The sequence below is a fragment of the Flavisolibacter ginsenosidimutans genome, assembly GCF_007970805.1.
Classification (GTDB): Bacteria; Bacteroidota; Bacteroidia; order Chitinophagales; family Chitinophagaceae; genus Flavisolibacter; species Flavisolibacter ginsenosidimutans.
Genome location: NZ_CP042433.1, coordinates 2,364,418 through 2,382,722, shown reverse-complemented (window position 1 = coordinate 2,382,722; position 18,305 = coordinate 2,364,418). Strand labels below are relative to the sequence as shown.

Sequence of the window (18,305 nt, the reverse complement as noted above, 5' to 3'; positions counted from 1 at the left end):
TAAAAACGCTGTATGAATTCTTCCATCCACCTCGTTGACTACGGCATCATCGCGTTCTTTCTCCTGGCGACTTTGTATTTCGGCGCCCGTTTTGCCAAAAATCAAAAAACAACGAAAACCTTTTTCCTTGCACAAGGCAAAGTGCCGACGTGGGCCATCGGTCTTTCGCTTCTTTCAACACTCATTAGCAGCGTTACCTTTTTGGCTTATCCCGGCACGGGCTATACCTCCAACTGGATTTTGCTTGTGCAAGGTTTGATGGTGCCGATTGTGTTGAGTTGCGTGATTTGGTTTATCGTTCCGCTTTACCGCAAAGTCATTCGCTTAAGTACGTATGAATATTTTGAACAGCGCTTCGGTTCCTTTGCCCGTTACTACAGTTCCATTGCTTTTGTGCTACGGCAATTTTCCGGCATGGGAACGGTGCTCTTTTTGTTGGCCATTGCATTAAACAACATTGTTGCTGGCAACATGATAGCGGTGGTTTGTGCGGTGGGGTTTATTATCATTACCGTAAACCTGTTGGGCGGCATTGAAGCGGTAATCTGGCTCGACGTATTCCAGGGCTTTATGCTTTTTGCCAGCGGCATTATTTGCATTTCTGTTTTGCTATTTTCAACAAAAGGCGGACCTGCTGAAATCTTTCACGTAGCTGCTGCAAACGGCCGCACGGGCTTTGGTCCTTACGATGTTAATTTTACCCGGTTAACCTTCATTGTGATGGTCATCAACGGCGCCTTTTATGCTGTGCAGAAATACGGCACCGACCAAACCGTGGTGCAGCGTTATTTAACAGCAAAAACCGACAAGGCCGCCATTCGTGCTTCGCTTATAGGAATTCTGTTAACCGTACCCGTCTGGACGATCTTTATGTTCATCGGCACCGCGCTGTTTGTGTATTACAAGCAACAGCCTTTGCCGCAAGGCTTGCGTCCGGAAGCCGTCTTTCCTTATTTCATTAAAACACGTTTGCCCGTTGGCGTTGTGGGTTTGATTTTGTCAGCCATGATATCGGCCGCTGTTTGCAGCCTGAGCGCTGATTTAAACAGCCTGGCTGCCGTGGGTGTGGAAGATTATTACAAAAAGATGCGGCCAAACCGTTCGGACAAACACTACCTGAAGGCGAGCCGTTGGGTTGTTGTTTTTTCAGGTTTGCTCACCATTCTTATCGGTATCTTCTATGTGAACGCAGGCAGTGAAGGCGTGCTTGGAATTGTCTTTACGTTGTATGCTATTTTCTCCGGCGGTATTGTTGGAATTTTTTTATTGGGATTGTTCAGCGCCAGGGCCAATCGTCAGGGGGTAACCATCGCCATTGTTGTTTGCATTTTGTTTACGGCTTATGCCTTTCTTACGTCAACAAAAATTGGTTTGGGAGAAAACAAAAAGCTCTTGTTGGATTTAGGCAAGTACAATTTCACGCACGACAAACTAATGCTTGGCGTTTACAGTCATTTGGTGGTAATTGGCGTGGGCTATCTTGCAAGCCTTGCGTTTCCGAAACCCGAGGTCAATCCAAATCTTTTGTACAGTGGTTGGCGGCAACAAAGAATGCGCAAAGCGAAAACCGAACTCGCTTCTTAGCGTAAATCAAAACGGTTGCTTGAAATAAACATCATCACAAAACGTCTTTTCATTAGGTTACCTATATGCAAAATGTGAGAGCGAGAAATGGAACCTGTGATCGTAGTTGTGAGGACGATTTTAAAAACAAGAACGTCCCGCCAAATACTGTTTGAAAATTGTTTGCAAAATGACAAAGGCCCGCATTTGCGAGCCTTTGTGTTTACTTAAAGTAAGTGCCCGGGACTGGAATCGAACCAGCACATTCTTGCGAACGGCAGATTTTGAGTCTGCTGCGTCTACCAATTCCGCCACCCGGGCAATCTTGCAAAAGAACCTTGAGGGCTGCAATGTTACAACTTTCTCGTTAATGAAAACTTTCAACGAAAAACTTTTTTCACCCGCTTGTTTGCAAGTTTTTCTTAAAATTTTTTACCGGCACTTCCGTCTTTGTTTCTCAATGACGGGAAATGCGCACAACGAGGCAAGGCATAAAGTCACCGGTTTTTGTTTTGAAAAATATCTTTATGTTGTGGTTACAAAATCACAGTGCACATACACAAATAATGGCTATACGAAAAGAAATTTTTACCGACGCGGAGTTGATTGATAGCCTGGTGAACGAAACCCGTTCCGATGCCGCTATACGCTTTATGTACCGCGAACATTTTGAATTGCTCAGTCGTTACATCTACAACAACAGCGGCAACGAACAGGACGCGGAAGATATTTTTCAGGAGGTGATGGTGGCTTTCATCAACCTCATTCAAGCGGGAAAGTTCAGGGGCGAGTCGAGCATCAAAACCTTTCTTTTCTCCTTGAACAAAAACATATGGCTGAACGAACTGAAACGGAGAGGCCGTGCCGGGGCGAGAGAAGAAAAATACGAAAAGCAAAACGTGCAGGAAGTAATCACCGCCGACGTAGCAATGGAACTGACCCAAACCAAATCGGAGTTGATGAAGGCCATTAACGGATTGGGTGATGCCTGTAAAAAAATTTTGCTCTTGTTTTATTTCGAGAACCGAAGCATGAAAGAAATACTCGACTACCTGCCGTATGAAAACGAGCAAGTGGTTCGAAATAAGAAAAGCAAGTGCCTTAAAAAGATGGAGGAACTTGTAAGAGGTAATCAAAACCTTTACCGTCAACTGAAAAACTATTTACATGGATGAAACTTTATACAATGATGAATTGCTGATCCGCTACCTTGACGGCGAACTTTCGGCCGAAGAGAAAACGGCTTTGGAAGAACGCCTGCATACAGACAAGGCTTTGCAGGAGCAACTGGTGCATCTGCAGGTTGCGGTTCAGGCTGTAAAATATTTGGGTACCACGGAAAGAGTGCAAGCCGTTCATGCCGAAATGATGAAAGAATTAAAAGCTACCAACAAAGGAAAGGTTGTTCCTTTCTCCAAACTTGTGCGTTACACCATGGCCGTTGCCGCAAGCATTCTCGTTTTGTTTGTGGGTGTGCGGCTGTATTTGAACGCCCAGCTTTCGCCGGAAAAGCTGTACAACGAATCCTTTGTTGATTTTAACGTATCGGCCGCAAGAGGCAGCAACGAAAATTTCTCTGAAATTGAAAAGCACTACCAGCAAAAAGCTTACGAGGCGGTCATCGGCGATGTGCGTTCCGTGAATATGGATGCAAAGGACAGTCTTTTGGTGGGCCTTGCATACCTGCACCAAAACCGTACGCCACAAGCCATCGGCATCTTTCAACGGCTTGCTAATTCCGCCAACAATTTTCAGCAAGATGCCGAGTTCTATCTTTCGTTGAGCTATCTGAAAAACAAAGAGTACAGCAAAGCTTTGCCCTTAATGGAAAAAATTAAAAACACGCCGTCGCATCTTTATCGTGAGTACGTTACGGAAAAAGTCATAGAGAAAACAAAGAAGTTAAACGATAAATAGAACCTTCCTGTGTTCGCCTGTGAAAAGCCTAAGGTCCCGCTTTGCGGGACTTTATTTTGTAAAAAAGAAAAGCGGGCAAAAGCAAAATTCCGGCAAACAAAAACCAAATCCATCCAAGATTTTTTTCGGGCGAATAAGCGCCAACGAAAACAAGGTGTGACCAATAGTAAGGTTGCTTCAGCCGCGGGTTGATTGTTTTGTCGGCCAGGTAGTCAATTTTAGCAGCTTGCACGGCTTTGGCAATGCAAAGTCCTTTGTCCAGGTATTGATGAATGCGGGTAGTTAAATAAGCCGTTGAAAAATCATCGGCTTTCCAAAGTGAAGTAATGATGTTAGGGCAACCCGCGTACGCAAAGGCACGGCTGAGGCTTAGCACGCCTTCGCCTTTTGCCAGGCTGCCGGCGCCGGTTTCGCAAGCACTTAAAATAACAAGGCCGGTATTTTGCAAGCGCAGGTTGTAAATCTCTTGGGCGTACAAAAGGTTGTCACCTGTTTGCGTTGGTGAAAAAACAACATAAGAAAGGTTATCGGCGCTGTTGTTCGCCACAGCATGCGTGGCCAAATGCACAACGGGAAACGCCTCGCTGTACGCTAAAAATTTTTCTTTCGTTGCCGCCGTATCAAAAAACTGTTTCCCTTCTGTGCCTTTTATTTCCTGTTCAGATGCGGGCAGCGTTGAAAAACCGGTTGAAGAGCGATGTGCAAACGGTGCAAACGAAAGTGTTTTTGCAGCCGAAAAATCGGTTGTATTTTTTTGGAGCAGGGCCGTGGAAAACTGGTATTGAACGGCGGTCCGTTGCACCAGGAATTTGCCTTCTTTGCCCTGCAGGCTTTCAAACGGCAGATAGGTCAGCACGTCGTCGGGAACAATGATTAACTGTTCGGTTTCTGCCAGCGGCACATGCGACAAAAGCAAATCATACAACGCGGGATTTTGCGCCGTTGTGGGTTTTGCCGAAGGTATCTTTAAAGAAAGAATTTCATTCTGCAACAAATTGTTGAACCCGGCGGGCAGTGCTTGCTGATAACAATCCGCACCGTTCTTTGTCACAACAAGCGTGGTCAATTGTTCGGGTGAAAGGTGATAAGAAATCAGCACCGTTTTGCCGTCCAGCAGCGATTGCAAAGAAGAAAGCGAAAGAACTTTGCTTCCTTGCACCGCTTCTTTTGCCGAAAGGTTTTCCTGGAGTTTCCCAAGTTCAATTTCATAATCGCGGATGCTGTTGTTAAACGTTGCCAATTGTGCGCTGTCCGTTGCCTGCGCCGACCGGATGGAGAGGCGGGTAATCTCTTGTTTGATGCGCATTTCTTTTTGTACCGCAAGCGACGTGTTTTCAGCAAGAGGCGTATTCAATTGCCGGTTAAGCGCAAGCACGGTAGCCTTGTTTTGCTGGTCAAAAGAATAAAGAAGAGACAGATATTTTTTGTTGCCGGTCTGTTGGTACAATTCAAAGGCAACGTTGATGGGCTTGTCGTGAACGGCATGAATTGTTTTCGTAAGAAAGAGGCGGGCTTCATCGCTTTCGTAAGTACGTTCAACGTAGTCAATTAATTTAAAAGCCGATTGATAAACGGCCAACTCTTGCTGTGCCGCGTTGCTGTCTTTGTTTTGAAGATACAGCGCATGCCAGACCTCTGCTTTTGCGTTTAAAACACCAAACAAGTTGATGTAGGAAAATACACCGGAAAACTGTTCGGGGTTGTTGGCAACGCTTTCGTGGTTGTAAGCCGGGTAAAATTGGTGAATGGCTTTTTGATAATAGCGAAGTGCTTCGTTGTAATGATTGAAATGATCGTGATAATCGCCGAGACTTTTCAGGACCGAGCCATAACCAATTGGATCGCTGTTGGCGCCGAGTGAGCGATAGGCGTCAACCGCTTTTTGAAAATAAAAACTTGCCGAATCAAATTCGTTCAATTTAAAAAAAGCATTGCCCATGCTGTTGTATAGCCGGGTGATTTTGTTGTTTTGAAAATGAACTTTTCGGAAATAATAAATCGCTTCTGCGGCTTCGCCCTGCAATAAATTCAGTGAGCCGATGTTGTGGTAGATCTCGTTGAGGTTGGCCTTTCGGGGTATCAGCTTTTGGTAAATGTCGTTTGCCTTTTTGTATTCTTCAAGGCGCAAATAAAGCTGTGCCAGGTTGATGTTGTAGTTTACAAACAATTCGTTGTAATAAGGGTTTGATTTGGATAAAACCTGCAAGGCTTTTTGAAAATAATTTCCGGCTTGTTTGTAATTGCCCTGCTCGTAATAAAGCACGCCGGTGATGTTATACAACCGTTCGCCTTCGGATAGTTTATTGGCGTAGGCCGCGTCTATTTTTTCCGCCTGTTTGAAAAATTGTACGGCCGTATCAAACTTGTTTTGGTTGTAGAAAATAATTCCGGCGTACAAAAGGGGTTTAAACAAAACAGAATCCGGCAAGCTGCTTTTTTCTTTGCTGCGAATGGCTTCTTTGTAACCGGCAACGGCCTCGCTGAAATTTTCAAAATAATGTTGAAGCTCACCAATCCGAAAGGCGGTATAAAAAAGTAAAGAGTCGTAAAGTGAAATTTTTGGGATTTGCCGGTACAGTGCGGTAAAGCCTGCCAAGGCCTTGCGGTTCCATTCTTTTTCTAAAGCTTCCTCTCTGGGGCCGTATTCTTTTGCGAAACTTAGGTTCGTGGCTTTGTCATAATAGTCCTGTGCAGTTGCGTACTGGTTCAACAACGTATCATAACTCGTTGCGGCTTTTTGCGACAGGGCAAAGCAGACAACAAGAAAGAGCAGAAGCAAAAAAAAGATTGACGGTAAGCCGCGGTTTCTCACACAATCAACAAGGTTTAATCAACAATGATAACGCAGGGCGGTCTTGGTTTAGACAAGGAAAGATCGCTGGGCAGGTTTGTTTCGATGGCGCCGTTTGTAGAAGGTATTCCGGGCAGCGACCGCAAGCCCAGGGTCATTTGCTGGTGCGCCTGCATAAGCGCACTTACGTTGCTCGGCACTTCGCTGATGGTGCGATAGTAATAAAGAACGATATCTATTTTATTGGCGGCTTGTTGGCTGTTGTCGTTGATCGCATATTTTACAGTCGCAACTTTCCAGCCCGTACCCATCACTCCTGAATTAAAAAAACCCCTGCGCAAACATTCTTTAATATTTATCTGGCCGTTCACGGCATTGATGGCAAATTTTGCATCGGCGGTCAAGTCGTAATTGCCTTGCGGAACTGCCTTCGAAGGGTCGCCGTTGTAAATGGGATAGATGATAGAATCGTTTTGCGAAAGGCTGTAAAATTTATCAACGTAGGTAAGGCCCGAAATCAGCACAAGCGTTGAATCGGCTTGGGTACCGTCACTGGATTTGAATTTGATTTTGTACCACATGCCGGTCTGGCTTTCACCATCCGTGCCTTTTTGCGAAACGGTAATGGCGCCGGTGTTTTTGTCAAACTGTAAATTGTCTGGGAAAACCGTGTACGTTCCGGGCCCCTTCAACAGCGGAGAGACGGTGTAGTCATTGCTCTTTAGATAAAAAACCGAATCGCCATACGTGAGCTTGTATCCTGCTGCGGGAGGAGGCATGCAATCACACAGGTTTTCTGTTTTCGTGCATTGGGTAAGCAGCATCGAACTCATAAAAATGGAGACAACAAATAAGGCCCGCATGAATGATGTTGTTAGTTTTATCAAATTTACTTAAAAATGTTAGCCCGTCAACCCTTTGCCAACTTCGTGTTTTGCTTTCAAATTTGTGTCCGCATCATCCCAAAACGTAACCTCTGCTCATGCTAAAAATTGGAATTATTAAAGAAGGCAAGATTCCCGCCGACAACCGCGTGGCTTTAACACCGGCGCAATGCAAATGGGTGCAGGAAAATTTTAGTCAGTGCGAGATTTTTGTGCAGCGTTCCGAAAGCCGTTGTTTCAGCGACCGCGAATACAGATTGGCCGGCATAACCCTGACTGACTCGTTGGAGAATTGCGATGTTTTGTTTGGTATTAAAGAAGTGCCGCCGCAACAGGTACTGCCGCAAAAAAAATATTTATTTTTTTCGCATACCTGTAAAAAACAACCGCACAACCAAAAGCTTTTGCAAACCTTTCTTTCAAAAGGCTGTACGCTTGTTGATTACGAATGTTTGCGGCACGAAGACGGGCAACGCATCATTGGCTTTGGCTTTTTTGCGGGCATTGTGGGTGCGCACAACGGCATGATGGCTTACGGCAACCGCACCGGCACGTTTCAGTTGAAACATGTCTATCAGCAAAGAGATTTCAAGACCCTTATTCACACCTATTTCGGTTTAAAACTTCCGAATGTAAAAATTGCCGTTACCGGCTCGGGCCGCGTGGCGCACGGTATTTTAGAGATTATGAACCTGATGGGTGTGATTGAAGTGGAAAAAGAAGATTACCTGTCGAGAGAATTTGCCTACCCGGTTTACGTGCAGTTAAAAGGCGCCGACCTGTATGCGCATAAAGAGAGCAAACCCTACAACCGCGATCATTTCCACGAACACCCGAAAGACTACGTTTCGCGTTTTGAAAATTATCTTCCGCACACCGGTGTTTTGCTCAACGGTGTTTTTTGGGACAAAGACGTTCCGCGCCTTTTTGAGAAGGAAGCCATTCGACGAAAAGATTTCCGCATTCAAACCATTGCCGACATTACCGATGACGAGAACGGATCGGTTCCCATTAACGTAGGCGATCAAACGATTGAAAATCCTGTGTACGGCATTGACAAGGCTTCGTTTGAAAAAACTGCGCCTTATTTGCCCAACAGCGTTGACGTGATGGCCGTGGGTAATCTGCCCAACGAATTGCCGCGTGATGCGTCGAAATATTTTGGTGAGCAGCTAATAAAATACGTGTTGCCCGATTTATTTTCTGGTGAATCGGAAATGATCAAGCGGGCAACCATTGCGAAAGAGGGAAGGTTGACGGAGGCTTATGGTTACTTGTGCGATTACGCAGCCGGTAAAGTTGAAAATTAAACTTGCACACACAGTCAACATCTGCAAACGTTTTTCATTGTGTACTAAACACCAGGTTTTCACCTTCGGCAACTTCAGGGTTTGCGAGTGCAAGGCGGCTGTTAGTTGACGCTGTAACGTTCCAGATTTTATTCAGCTTTAACAATGCGGATGAACTGCCGAAGTTGAGCGTTACTGATTCGGTAGAACTGCTGCCGTAATACGTAACCGCTGGCTGATGGCTCCAGGTTCCGCTAACGGAATTATTGTCTTTCTCAGCCACCACAATGCCGCTGTTGATACCCGTTGTCGAAAATGTAAAAACATAACCCGAAAAGCTGGCGGTCTTGTCTTCCGTTTTTTGCGCATAAGCGCTTACGATCCATTTTCCGCTAAGTGAAAAAGCGGTTGTTGCGTTTTGTGTAGGCGTTGTTTGCGGCGGTGTTGTATCGCTGTTTTGTTTGCTGCAACTGCTGGCAGAAAAAAGCAGAAAGAATGCACTGAAGAAAACGGCGGTGTTTAGTAAGGTTTTCATTTTACTTTTTTAGGTGAAGAGATACTTATTAATCAATTCTGCTTCAATAAACGTAACCGCACGGGAAAGCAAGCATTGCAGGTGGACAGGATTGTGATAAGAAGAGAAGGCATTCCATTCAACAGAATTTCTATTGCCATTTTGGAAACGTAAGTTTTCTTGCCCAATATCTTTAAATGCTTGCGTGTTGATTGCTCCGATACAAAGTCAAGGAAGGTGTGAAGCGGCAGTGATTATTGTGTAGAAAACAAACAGGAGCAAAAGAAAAAGTCCCGGAGAACCGGGACTTGTATAAAGTAAAATACTTGCGTTCTTATTTGGAAGAACCTTTTCTGGAAGCGCCGCCTTTCGATGAAGCACTTTTCTTGGAAGCGCCTTTCGAAGAAGCTTTTGCGCTACTCTTAGAAGAAGCTTTCTTTGCCGCGCCTTTTGAAGATGCTTTCTTAGCGGCTCCTTTTGCAGAAGCTTTCTTCATCATGCCACCTTTTGCAGAAGCTTTTTTAGCGGCTCCTTTTGACGATGCTTTTTTTGCAGCGCCTTTTGAGCTTGATTTAGCGGCTCCTTTCGAAGAGCTTTTGCCGGCAGCTTTTTTTGCTGTTGCCATGTTGTTTGAATTTAATGGTTAGTAAAAAATAACGACAGTAAAACTAAAAACAAAAATTTAACTGTCAAAGTTTTTTAATCAACCATCATACCAAACAAACAACACAACCGCTGCAGGAACAGCGGTTGTGAATAACGATGTGGAATACGTTTGAAGCGAGATTGAATTAAGCGCCTGCTTCAATAGGGTTCACAGAAACAAAAGTTCTGTCTTGTCTTCCTTTGCGAAATTCAACCACGCCGTCAGCAATGGCAAACAACGTAAAGTCTTTACCAACGCTTACGTTTTTACCGGGGTGATATTGCGTGCCGCGCTGACGGATGATGATGTTGCCGGCAGTTGCGGGTTGACCGCCAAAAATTTTTACACCCAAACGTTTGCTGTTCGAGTCGCGTCCGTTCTTTACCGAACCTTCGCCTTTTTTATGTGCCATGATTTAAGAGATTTAAAATTTAAAATTTCTGATTTCTAAATTTTTACTGACCGCTGTCGAATCAGAAATTAGAAATTGTGTTTACGCGATGTCGTTAATTCTGATTTTGGTGTACTGTGTGCGGTGGCCTTTTTTCTTGCGAAAACCTTTGCGGCGTTTTTGCTTGTAGGCAATCACTTTGTCGCCTTGCACGTGGCTCAAAATCTCGGCAGAGATTTTAACGCCGCTGTTGCTAAAAGTCAGGTTGCCGTTGTTGTCGGCCATCACCACATCAAAAAATTCTACTTTGGAGCCGGCGTCGCCGCTCATTTTAGGAACGTACAAAGTCTGGTCTTTTTCAACCTTAAATTGCTTGCCGGCTATTTTTACAATTGCGAACATAACGGTTCAAAAATTAGGTGGGCGAAGGTAAGGGAAAGAAGTCAAATGTTAAAAGCGAGGAGAAGAAAAAGCTTGCAGTGATGCAATTTTTAACGTTTAACTTTTGCTTCTGCGCTAAAAATTGTTTCGGCAATTGGCGTAGGTTTGTGCGCTTTCTCGCTTGCCATGAAGTTAAAATCATTTTTAGCCAAGCCTTTTGCTTCTTACGTACACAAACAAATTCGCCGCAGCAGCCTTACGGCCTTGCAGGACCAGGACGGCATTTTAAAAGACTTGCTCAAGGCAGGCAAAGCCACGCAGTTTGGTGCCGATCACAAGTTGAGTGAAGTGGCCAACTACGATGGCTTTAAGCAAGCGGTGCCGGTACGCGATTACGAAGGCTTTAAGCCATACATCGAAAAAATAAAAGACGGCAAGCACAACGTTCTCTGGAAAGGGAAGCCCATTTACCTGGCCAAAACATCCGGCACTACTAGCGGCGTTAAATACATTCCCATCACAAAGGATTCCATTTCTAATCACATCAACACGGCCCGCAATGCTTTGTTAACTTATATGGCCGAAACCGGCAACACGGCTTTTGCCGACGGCAAGATGATCTTCTTATCGGGCTCACCGGAACTAGAGCGTATTGCCGGCATTCCAACCGGCCGTTTAAGCGGCATTGTGAACCATCACATTCCGGCTTACCTGCGGCGTAACCAACTGCCTTCGTATGAAACCAATTGCCTTGAAGATTGGGAAACTAAGTTGGACGCTATCGTTGGCGAAACCATCAAGCAGGACATGACGCTCATCAGCGGCATTCCGCCCTGGGTTCAAATGTATTTCGATCGTCTGCAGGAAAAGAGCGGAAAGAAAGTTGGCGACTTGTTCCCAAATTTTTCGGTGCTGGTACACGGCGGTGTGGCCTTTGAACCCTACAAAGCAAAACTGCTTCAAAGCATTGGCAGAAACGTAGCCACCATCGAAACCTTTCCGGCATCGGAAGGTTTTTTTGCCTTTCAGGATTCGCAGAACGCAGAAGGACTTTTATTAAATACGGCCAGCGGGATCTTTTTTGAATTTGTTCCGGCAGCAGAAGTTTTCAACGACAATCCAACACGACTTTCCCTGCACGATGTAAAAGTGGGAGAGAACTATGCGCTCATTGTAAACAGCAACGCCGGTCTTTGGGGTTACAACATTGGCGACACGGTAAAATTTGTGAGCACCAATCCATACCGCATCGCGGTTACGGGACGCATCAAACATTTCATTTCGGCCTTTGGCGAACACGTAATTGCGGAGGAAGTGGAATGGAGTTTGCTAAAAGCGGCGGCAGAAGAAGGTTTGCGCATCACCGAGTTTACCGTGGCGCCGCTGATTCAGCAAGGCGAAGGAAAAAGTTACCACGAATGGCTGGTGGAGTTTGAACAGGAACCCGCCAATGTTGAAGCCTTTGCATTGAAAGTGGACAACAACCTGCGGCAGAAAAATATTTATTATGATGACCTGATTCGCGGAAATATTTTGCAGCCGCTAAAAATCAAAACGGTGCAAAAAAACGGTTTTGTGGAGTACATGAAATCCATTGGAAAGCTGGGCGGGCAAAACAAAGTGCCGCGCCTGAGCAACGACCGCAAACTTGCAAACGAATTGTACAAATGGACAAAACAATCTTCATCTGTTTAACCGCAAGCCAAAAACTAAAAGTCAAAAATCAAAATTCAAAAGCACGTTCGAAACAAGGCAACGTTTTTACTTTTTACTTTTGACTTTTCTCTTCTTCGCATCCACCATGAATACAACAACGACGATAAAAAGAATTGCACTCTTCGGCTCTACCGGTTCTATCGGCGTACAGGCTTTGGAAGTCATTGAAGCAAATCCCGACAAGTTTTCCGTGGAAGTGCTCACGTGCAGCAACAACGTTGACTTGCTCATTCAGCAAGCGCTTAAATTCAAACCCAATATTGTTGTTGTCAGCAACGAGGAGAAATACAAGAAAGTAAAAGACCTTTTGGCCAGTACCGATACGAAAGTATTTGCCGGTGAAAGAGCCCTGGAAGAAGTGGCCTCGATGGACGTTTACGATTTAATGCTGGCAGCCATTGTGGGTTACGCCGGTTTAAAACCCACGCTCAACGCCATCAAAGCCGGGAAAGCCGTTGCGCTTGCCAACAAAGAAACACTCGTTGTTGCCGGTGACATCATCATGCAAACGGCTTACGAAAAACGAGTGCCCATCATTCCCGTTGACTCGGAGCATTCCGCCATTTTTCAATGCCTTGTGGGTGAAGTGCGCAACCCGGTTGAAAAAATCATTCTTACGGCAAGCGGCGGTCCCTTTCTTGGCCGCAAGCCTAATTACCTTGTCAATGTAAAACGCGACCACGCCCTGCAGCATCCCAACTGGAGCATGGGTGCAAAAATCAGCATTGACTCGGCCACGCTCATGAACAAAGGCCTCGAAATGATTGAAGCGAAATGGCTGTTCAATTTAAAAGCCGAGCAGATTGAAGTGTTGGTGCATCCGCAAAGCATCATTCACTCGATGGTGCAGTTTGAAGACGGCAGCGTAAAAGGGCAAATGGGTCTTCCCGACATGAAGCTGCCCATTCAATACGCATTGGCTTTTCCCAAACGCATTAAAAATGATTTTCCGCGAATGGACTTTAAAAAAATCCGCACACTCACTTTCGAAGAGCCTGATGTAAAAACCTTTCGCAATCTTGCCCTGGCCATTGAAGCCCTGCACAAAGGCGGCAACCTGCCCTGCGTGATGAATGCCGCAAACGAAATCGCGGTTTACGCTTTTTTGCGCAACCGCATCGGGTTCCTGGAAATGACCGACGTGATTGAAGAAACCATGCAAAAGGTGAGCTTTCTTTCACGACCTTCGTTGCAAGATTACCTTGACAGCGACGCCGAGGCCCGCAACTACGCCGCCGATTTAATAAAACTTTAGACAGCCGGTCGCCGTCCGCCGGTGTGTAACCTTAGGTTTATACATTCCTGTTGTTATCTTGCAGCCTTCAAAATTTGAACGTTGAATTTTTATGTGACCGACTGCACGACTACTATCATCGCCGGTTGTGTCACTCACTTCATCGTTCAGAACTTTACTCAACAAAATTCCGTTGCACCTGCGTGAGCGGAAAACGAAAAACGAATGATGATTCTACTTGCGGTTGACTGGTCTGCTTTATTTGCCAACATCGGTCAGTTTATTCTGGCTTTTTCCATACTGGTTGTGTTGCACGAGATGGGGCACTTTCTGCCGGCCAAATGGTTTGGGTGCCGGGTTGATAAATTCTATCTCTTCTTCAATCCCTGGTTCTCGCTTTGGAAAACAAAAAAAGGCGAAACCGAATACGGCCTCGGTTGGATACCGCTTGGCGGCTACGTAAAAATTGCGGGCATGATTGACGAGAGCATGGACAAAGAGCAACTGAAAGCCCCTGCGCAGCCTTACGAGTTCCGGGCAAAGCCGGCCTGGCAACGATTGATTATTATGCTGGGCGGCGTAACGGTGAATTTTATTTTGGCGCTCGTCATTTTTGCAGCCATCTTGTTTGTGTGGGGCGAAGAACGCCTGCCCGTTCAAAACATAAAATACGGCTTGTGGGTTGATTCACTGGCACAAAGCGCCGGCCTTCAAAACGGCGATGTGATTACCGGTATTAACGGGAAGCCTGTTGCCTATCTGGACGAAGTAAGAAAGGGCATTTTCTTCAACGAAAGGGCTACGCTGGATATAAAGCGCAACGGCGGTGATACGGCTGTGACGCTGCCGCCCGGTTTTTTGTCAAACCTCACCAAAGACCAGAAGCAAACCTTGATTGCGCCGCGCTATCCGGCGATTGTAAAGTCGGATGCCGATGTGAAATACGTGTCGGGAAAAATGATGCCGGGCGATGAAATCGTTGGCGTGAACGGCAGCCGTTTTCATTACATTGACGAATACCTTGACGCAAAGAAGCTGCTCCCTAACCAGAACATAACGTTGTCTTTGTTGCGCAACGGAAAAGACACCGCAACGGCTGTTGTAAAAACCGATGATGTAACACGTACCAATGTTGTTCTAAAAGACTTTGACGAACTGCTGACCACCGAAAAAAAGAACTACGGTTTTTTTGAAGCCATTCCCGCCGGTGTGAAATACGGTGTGGATCGTTTGAGCGATTACATCACCGGCATAAAACTTTTGTTCACGTCGAAGGAGCACAAAGTGAAGGACAATCTTGGCAGCATTCCGTCCATCGCCAAAACTTTTGGCGGCAGTTGGGACTGGCAGCGCTTCTGGACGATGACGGCTTTGTTCTCCATCATTCTTGCGTTTATGAATATTTTGCCCATTCCGGCTTTGGACGGCGGCCATGCTTTGTTTACGCTTTACGAAATCATTACCGGCCGCAAGCCAAGTGACAAGTTTATGGAGTATGCGCAAATGGCGGGCATGGCGCTTTTGCTTGGCCTAATGCTTTATGCTTTTGGTTTGGACATCTGGCGCATGTTCCGTTGAGGAAAAATGATGGTTGAAAGATGACGGATGGCGGTTGTTAACAATTTCATTTCTTATCCATTATTAAGAGCTTACTGGCAATTTGCCCGGCCAAGTTTTTGTAGATTTGTAGGTTCTTATCAATTAGATGGTGATAGAGAACGCGGTCATCTATCATCCTTCATCTTTATTTGGGGCCGTTTGGTTTTGACAGCATTGATCTTTGAAAGTATAAGCATGCCGGGCGTTGGATAATTAGCCCGTAAATCTGAATATTCAAAACACAACTGGCAATACTCAGTATGCCATGGCTGCCTAATCAGTGATTAGTTAGTCATTAGGGCCGCCGCGCAGGTTCGCCACTTTCCAAGCGCCGCCGCCGACTTAAAACAAACAGTGGATGCGGCAACCGAAGGCTGTGACGGTTGCTTAAGACCATCCAGCTAAGAAGATGATTGGTTTGTTTCTGTCCGGTTATCTTCCGACAAGCAATCAGGAAATAAGCATGTAGAAAGCTTTTGAACGTCATGTTTGGACACGGGTTCGACTCCCGTCGGCTCCACCAAAACGGGACAACTCTAAATTTTGAAAGAGTTGTCCCGTTTTCTTTCCGCTGAAACCCTTGTCTGTGGCGGCTATCAGCAGACCGGCTTCGTTAATCTTGAGAGTTCAACTTTTGCTTTCAAAAATTATAAACTTTTCTGGTAAAATGTTGGGAGGTCTTGCAGCAAATGAATACCGGCCTTCGCTGGCTTCTGAAAATCCAATTTGGTAAATTTTTTGGCTCTAATTCTCTTTTCAATTTTTTAATTGCGTCTATGTGCCTTCTCCTTTCTGCGTAAATGGGCATCTTTAGCCCTAAAGATTGAAAGCACAAACTCATTGCTTTACGAGTTACTGGATCTATGTCCAGTATTGAATATTAGCGGGTAAACTGACGGAGAGGAAGTTCCCTGTTTCAGGGTCTAGTATAGGGTTTCACTCTTACTAACAATGCGCTATTCGAAGGGCAGCAATTAATTGTTCATGCTTCTTAAAAATGCGGCAGCTTACGTGTTGAATGATTGTCTTAAAAAAATATTATCACGGCAGTTTATCATGCACGGGCGACAATATCAGCATTCCCAAAAAACTTCCGATCTGGAAAATTTGACGTAGGCGATAAATTCTTTCCAAAGAGATCTATGCCTGTTAGAAACTGTTGCCGGTAGAATCTGCCGGCAGAAGGATTTAATTTTTTTGTATATTAGATACATGCGTTATTTCTTTTTTGGCGTCGCCGCTTATTTCTTCTTCATCGCCTACACAATCGCCAGGGAATTTACAACCGAACACGAAGAAGTCGCTGACGGCTTCATTGCCATTTTTACATTTTGCGGCCTCTTTGTCGTCCGCTGTTTCTTTGCGCTTACAGACGCGGAAAAACGAAACTAACCCGAACCCGCTCAAACTTTTCAAAAGAACCTTTATCTGCTTTCGCCAAAGTTCGTCGAGCACACGGTAGCTGTTGTTTCTTTACGGGTTTACGCAACTTTAAAAAGCTTGCCTGCGCTACGCCTCAAAGTCTAATTAAATTCTAATGCCGCTTTGTGGCCTGGCCACAATAGCTTTGAAGGACTTTTGTGAGTACGAATAAAGGAGTTAGTTTTTACCGCTGTGTTAAGCAGCGGTTTTTTATTTTAAAGAAAAGCTTACCTGGCTAACGGTAAGCTTTATTCAAACATCAGCTTTGGCAAACAGGTTTACAAAGGCCTCAAAGTGCTGTACGCGGATATTGGGCGGTGTAGCCAGCGAATAAAACAATGAGTTCTCCGGTTCTATGTATGCGGTCATCATACCCGCACTGGCAGCGCCGGCAACGTCCCAGTCCTGTGTAGATACGTATAACACTTCTTCGGGCTGCACGTTGAGTTGCCGCAGAGTCCAGGTGTAGACCTCTGTGGCCGGTTTGTATTTTTTTACCTCTTCTGCGCTGAACACGGCTTCGAAGTACGAGATCAATCCTGTGCGTTCCATGCGGTCGCAAATGATTTGTTCCGATGTGTTGGTTAACGCAGCAATCCGGCAATTGTGATCGGCAAGCAGGGAGAGGCATTCCGTGACGCCTTCGTTCACCGGCAAATGATCGAACAAGCCAAGCAGTTCTTCTATCTCTTCATCGTATAGCCTGTGGCCGAACGGCAAGGCTGTCTTTTTCAGGGTTTCCTTGGCAATGGCTGCAAACGGATGAAAAGTACCAATGGAATTTTCAACCAGGCAATATTGCATGAGGAGTTCAAACCAATACCGGTAGGCCCATTTGTTGCTCAGGAGGCTGTTTATTTTCTGTTTGATGTATTGCATGTCCAGCAGTGTTTCGTAAACATCAAAAAGAACAACCTTGGGCAGTGGCAAAGACGTACCGTTCAACGATGCAAGACTGGTTGACATATCGTTCGTTTGTTTTGTAAAGGTAGAAAGGACAAAGCCAAAGAAAACCCCTGCCGGATGGCAGGGGAATCATCAACGCATGAAAACACCTATTGCTAACCATGTTTACCTGTTCAGAATTGCGATGCGGTTTTGGCTCTTCCCTTCTCGTTTTACAGTTATGAATTGGCGTTGCGTTGTACCGATAACACCTGTACTTTGGACGTGGGCGAAATCACATCGGAAACGTACACGTTCGGGCACTGAAGCCTCGTTTCCGTTTTTGCATTCACAAGTAAAAGATCGGCGCCGTTTTTTTGCGCATAATTCAAAAGTGCTTTGGCTTTGTTGGCGCCGTGAATGACCGAATACTCCACGGGGCAATGCAGCCTTGTCTTCAGCCATTGATACACTTGCAGCAGGGTAGAAGCGGAAAATTCGGCGGGTACGTTTTTATCGTCAACAAAGGTTACCAGATGAATTTTTACATTGCCTCTTGCGCAAAGGCTTTCAAGCGTTTTTAGCTTGTTTTCGGGAATGCGCTCTGTTACAGGCACCACTACGGATTTAAGTTTGTTGTGCAGCGCTCCCGGCTTCGCCGTTAACACCGGTATGTTTGTAGTTTCGGCTACCGCTGCCGGCATCAGTGTTTTAAAAAACGGCCACCGTGCATGAGGCATGCTTTTGCCGATGACAATTAAATCGGGCCTTAGCTCTCTTGCTGCTTCAATGATTCTTTTTTGAGCCGGTCCTTTTGGTATCCGGTACGAAACGTGCACGTTCGGCAAACCGTCTTCAATGCTCTCTTTCCATTGCGCCAATTTTCGCTCCGCTTCTGTAAAATATTTCCGGTTGTTTCGGAAAAGAAAATGCGGCATTGCGTGCAAGAGGCAGATAGACGATTCCTCTTTTTCAATCAATTCTACGGCCTTGCAAACCGCTACTTCGGTGTTCAGCGAAAAATCAACAGGAATCAATATGTTTTGAAATCGTTCGTGCATGTTTTTGCTTGT

16 protein-coding genes, 1 tRNA gene and 1 other RNA gene are annotated in these 18,305 nt (G+C 45.4%); 9 read left to right on the top strand and 9 right to left on the bottom strand.

Annotated features, from left to right (window positions below):
• Positions 1–12 precede the first annotated feature (12 nt).
• Positions 13–1,584 carry a sodium:solute symporter gene (locus FSB75_RS09770; RefSeq protein ID WP_146786317.1) on the top strand — a complete coding sequence of 524 codons (1,572 nt, stop codon included), beginning with the start codon at positions 13–15 and terminating at the stop codon, positions 1,582–1,584.
• Positions 1,585–1,800: 216 nt separating this feature from the next.
• Here the strand turns inward: FSB75_RS09770 and FSB75_RS09765 are convergent.
• Positions 1,801–1,884, bottom strand: a tRNA-Leu gene (locus tag FSB75_RS09765).
• Between the two features lie 245 nt (positions 1,885–2,129).
• Between FSB75_RS09765 and FSB75_RS09760 the strand changes: the two genes are divergently transcribed.
• Together FSB75_RS09760 and FSB75_RS09755 are read left to right on the top strand one after the other, a co-directional pair.
• On the top strand, positions 2,130–2,738 hold the full coding sequence (locus FSB75_RS09760; protein ID WP_172623111.1) for an RNA polymerase sigma factor: 609 nt from the start codon (positions 2,130–2,132) through the stop codon (positions 2,736–2,738).
• Positions 2,731–3,480: an anti-sigma factor gene (locus FSB75_RS09755; RefSeq protein ID WP_146786311.1), complete on the top strand. Its 750-nt coding sequence runs from the start codon at positions 2,731–2,733 to the stop codon at positions 3,478–3,480. The genes FSB75_RS09760 and FSB75_RS09755 overlap by 8 nt, the downstream gene beginning before the upstream one ends.
• Before the next feature lie 28 nt (positions 3,481–3,508).
• Here FSB75_RS09755 and FSB75_RS09750 read toward each other — a convergent pair whose 3' ends face one another.
• Both FSB75_RS09750 and FSB75_RS09745 read right to left on the bottom strand, forming a co-directional pair.
• Positions 3,509–6,259, bottom strand: a complete 2,751-nt coding sequence (locus FSB75_RS09750; RefSeq protein ID WP_172623110.1) for a CHAT domain-containing protein — start codon at positions 6,257–6,259, stop codon at positions 3,509–3,511.
• Between the two features lie 47 nt (positions 6,260–6,306).
• Entirely contained in the window at positions 6,307–7,050 is a 744-nt protein-coding gene (locus FSB75_RS09745; RefSeq protein ID WP_146786305.1) for a hypothetical protein, read from the bottom strand.
• Between the two features lie 203 nt (positions 7,051–7,253).
• Between FSB75_RS09745 and FSB75_RS09740 the strand changes: the two genes are divergently transcribed.
• A complete protein-coding gene (locus tag FSB75_RS09740; protein ID WP_146786302.1) occupies positions 7,254–8,465 on the top strand; it encodes an NAD(P)-dependent oxidoreductase in 1,212 nt (403 codons plus the stop codon).
• Positions 8,466–8,499: 34 nt separating this feature from the next.
• On the opposite strand, the gene FSB75_RS09735 is transcribed toward FSB75_RS09740, so the two are convergent.
• On the bottom strand, positions 8,500–8,979 hold the full coding sequence (locus tag FSB75_RS09735; protein ID WP_146786299.1) for a hypothetical protein: 480 nt from the start codon (positions 8,977–8,979) through the stop codon (positions 8,500–8,502).
• Between the two features lie 317 nt (positions 8,980–9,296).
• Between FSB75_RS09735 and FSB75_RS09730 the strand changes: the two genes are divergently transcribed.
• Positions 9,297–9,605 carry a hypothetical protein gene (locus tag FSB75_RS09730; RefSeq protein WP_146786296.1) on the top strand — a complete coding sequence of 103 codons (309 nt, stop codon included), beginning with the start codon at positions 9,297–9,299 and terminating at the stop codon, positions 9,603–9,605.
• Between the two features lie 144 nt (positions 9,606–9,749).
• Here FSB75_RS09730 and rpmA read toward each other — a convergent pair whose 3' ends face one another.
• Both rpmA and rplU read right to left on the bottom strand, forming a co-directional pair.
• Positions 9,750–10,016, bottom strand: coding sequence for a 50S ribosomal protein L27 (gene rpmA / locus FSB75_RS09725; RefSeq protein ID WP_146786293.1), 267 nt, complete (start codon positions 10,014–10,016; stop codon positions 9,750–9,752).
• A gap of 81 nt (positions 10,017–10,097) precedes the next feature.
• Complete coding sequence (gene rplU / locus FSB75_RS09720) at positions 10,098–10,397, bottom strand: 50S ribosomal protein L21 (protein ID WP_146786290.1); 300 nt, start codon at positions 10,395–10,397, stop codon at positions 10,098–10,100.
• A 165-nt stretch (positions 10,398–10,562) separates the two neighbouring features.
• Between rplU and FSB75_RS09715 the strand changes: the two genes are divergently transcribed.
• From FSB75_RS09715 to ssrA, 4 genes are all read left to right on the top strand, one after another.
• Positions 10,563–12,071, top strand: a complete 1,509-nt coding sequence (locus FSB75_RS09715; RefSeq protein ID WP_146786287.1) for a GH3 auxin-responsive promoter family protein — start codon at positions 10,563–10,565, stop codon at positions 12,069–12,071.
• A gap of 106 nt (positions 12,072–12,177) precedes the next feature.
• Positions 12,178–13,347 carry a 1-deoxy-D-xylulose-5-phosphate reductoisomerase gene (locus FSB75_RS09710; protein WP_146786284.1) on the top strand — a complete coding sequence of 390 codons (1,170 nt, stop codon included), beginning with the start codon at positions 12,178–12,180 and terminating at the stop codon, positions 13,345–13,347.
• Between the two features lie 204 nt (positions 13,348–13,551).
• Complete coding sequence (gene rseP / locus FSB75_RS09705) at positions 13,552–14,904, top strand: RIP metalloprotease RseP (RefSeq protein ID WP_227990890.1); 1,353 nt, start codon at positions 13,552–13,554, stop codon at positions 14,902–14,904.
• Between the two features lie 172 nt (positions 14,905–15,076).
• Positions 15,077–15,448: a transfer-messenger RNA gene (gene ssrA, locus FSB75_RS09700) on the top strand.
• Positions 15,449–16,113: 665 nt separating this feature from the next.
• Here the strand turns inward: ssrA and FSB75_RS09695 are convergent.
• From FSB75_RS09695 to FSB75_RS09685, 3 genes are all read right to left on the bottom strand, one after another.
• Positions 16,114–16,380, bottom strand: coding sequence for a hypothetical protein (locus FSB75_RS09695; RefSeq protein WP_146786281.1), 267 nt, complete (start codon positions 16,378–16,380; stop codon positions 16,114–16,116).
• Between the two features lie 219 nt (positions 16,381–16,599).
• Positions 16,600–17,313, bottom strand: coding sequence for a haloacid dehalogenase type II (locus FSB75_RS09690; RefSeq protein ID WP_146786278.1), 714 nt, complete (start codon positions 17,311–17,313; stop codon positions 16,600–16,602).
• 158 nt (positions 17,314–17,471) lie between these two features.
• Positions 17,472–18,293, bottom strand: a complete 822-nt coding sequence (locus FSB75_RS09685; RefSeq protein WP_146786275.1) for a universal stress protein — start codon at positions 18,291–18,293, stop codon at positions 17,472–17,474.
• Between the last annotated feature and the right edge of the window lie 12 nt (positions 18,294–18,305).

Coding starts and splice junctions, on each gene's coding strand:
- rpmA (WP_146786293.1), bottom strand. CDS start 10,016: ATGGCACATAAAAAAGGCGAAGGTTCGGTAAAGAACGGACGCGACTCG.
- FSB75_RS09745 (WP_146786305.1), bottom strand. CDS start 7,050: ATGCCTCCTCCCGCAGCAGGATACAAGCTCACGTATGGCGATTCGGTT.
- FSB75_RS09760 (WP_172623111.1), top strand. CDS start 2,130: ATGGCTATACGAAAAGAAATTTTTACCGACGCGGAGTTGATTGATAGC.
- FSB75_RS09770 (WP_146786317.1), top strand. CDS start 13: ATGAATTCTTCCATCCACCTCGTTGACTACGGCATCATCGCGTTCTTT.
- FSB75_RS09735 (WP_146786299.1), bottom strand. CDS start 8,979: ATGAAAACCTTACTAAACACCGCCGTTTTCTTCAGTGCATTCTTTCTG.
- FSB75_RS09715 (WP_146786287.1), top strand. CDS start 10,563: ATGAAGTTAAAATCATTTTTAGCCAAGCCTTTTGCTTCTTACGTACAC.
- FSB75_RS09755 (WP_146786311.1), top strand. CDS start 2,731: ATGGATGAAACTTTATACAATGATGAATTGCTGATCCGCTACCTTGAC.
- FSB75_RS09690 (WP_146786278.1), bottom strand. CDS start 17,313: ATGTCAACCAGTCTTGCATCGTTGAACGGTACGTCTTTGCCACTGCCC.
- rplU (WP_146786290.1), bottom strand. CDS start 10,397: ATGTTCGCAATTGTAAAAATAGCCGGCAAGCAATTTAAGGTTGAAAAA.
- rseP (WP_227990890.1), top strand. CDS start 13,552: ATGATGATTCTACTTGCGGTTGACTGGTCTGCTTTATTTGCCAACATC.
- FSB75_RS09740 (WP_146786302.1), top strand. CDS start 7,254: ATGCTAAAAATTGGAATTATTAAAGAAGGCAAGATTCCCGCCGACAAC.
- FSB75_RS09685 (WP_146786275.1), bottom strand. CDS start 18,293: ATGCACGAACGATTTCAAAACATATTGATTCCTGTTGATTTTTCGCTG.
- FSB75_RS09710 (WP_146786284.1), top strand. CDS start 12,178: ATGAATACAACAACGACGATAAAAAGAATTGCACTCTTCGGCTCTACC.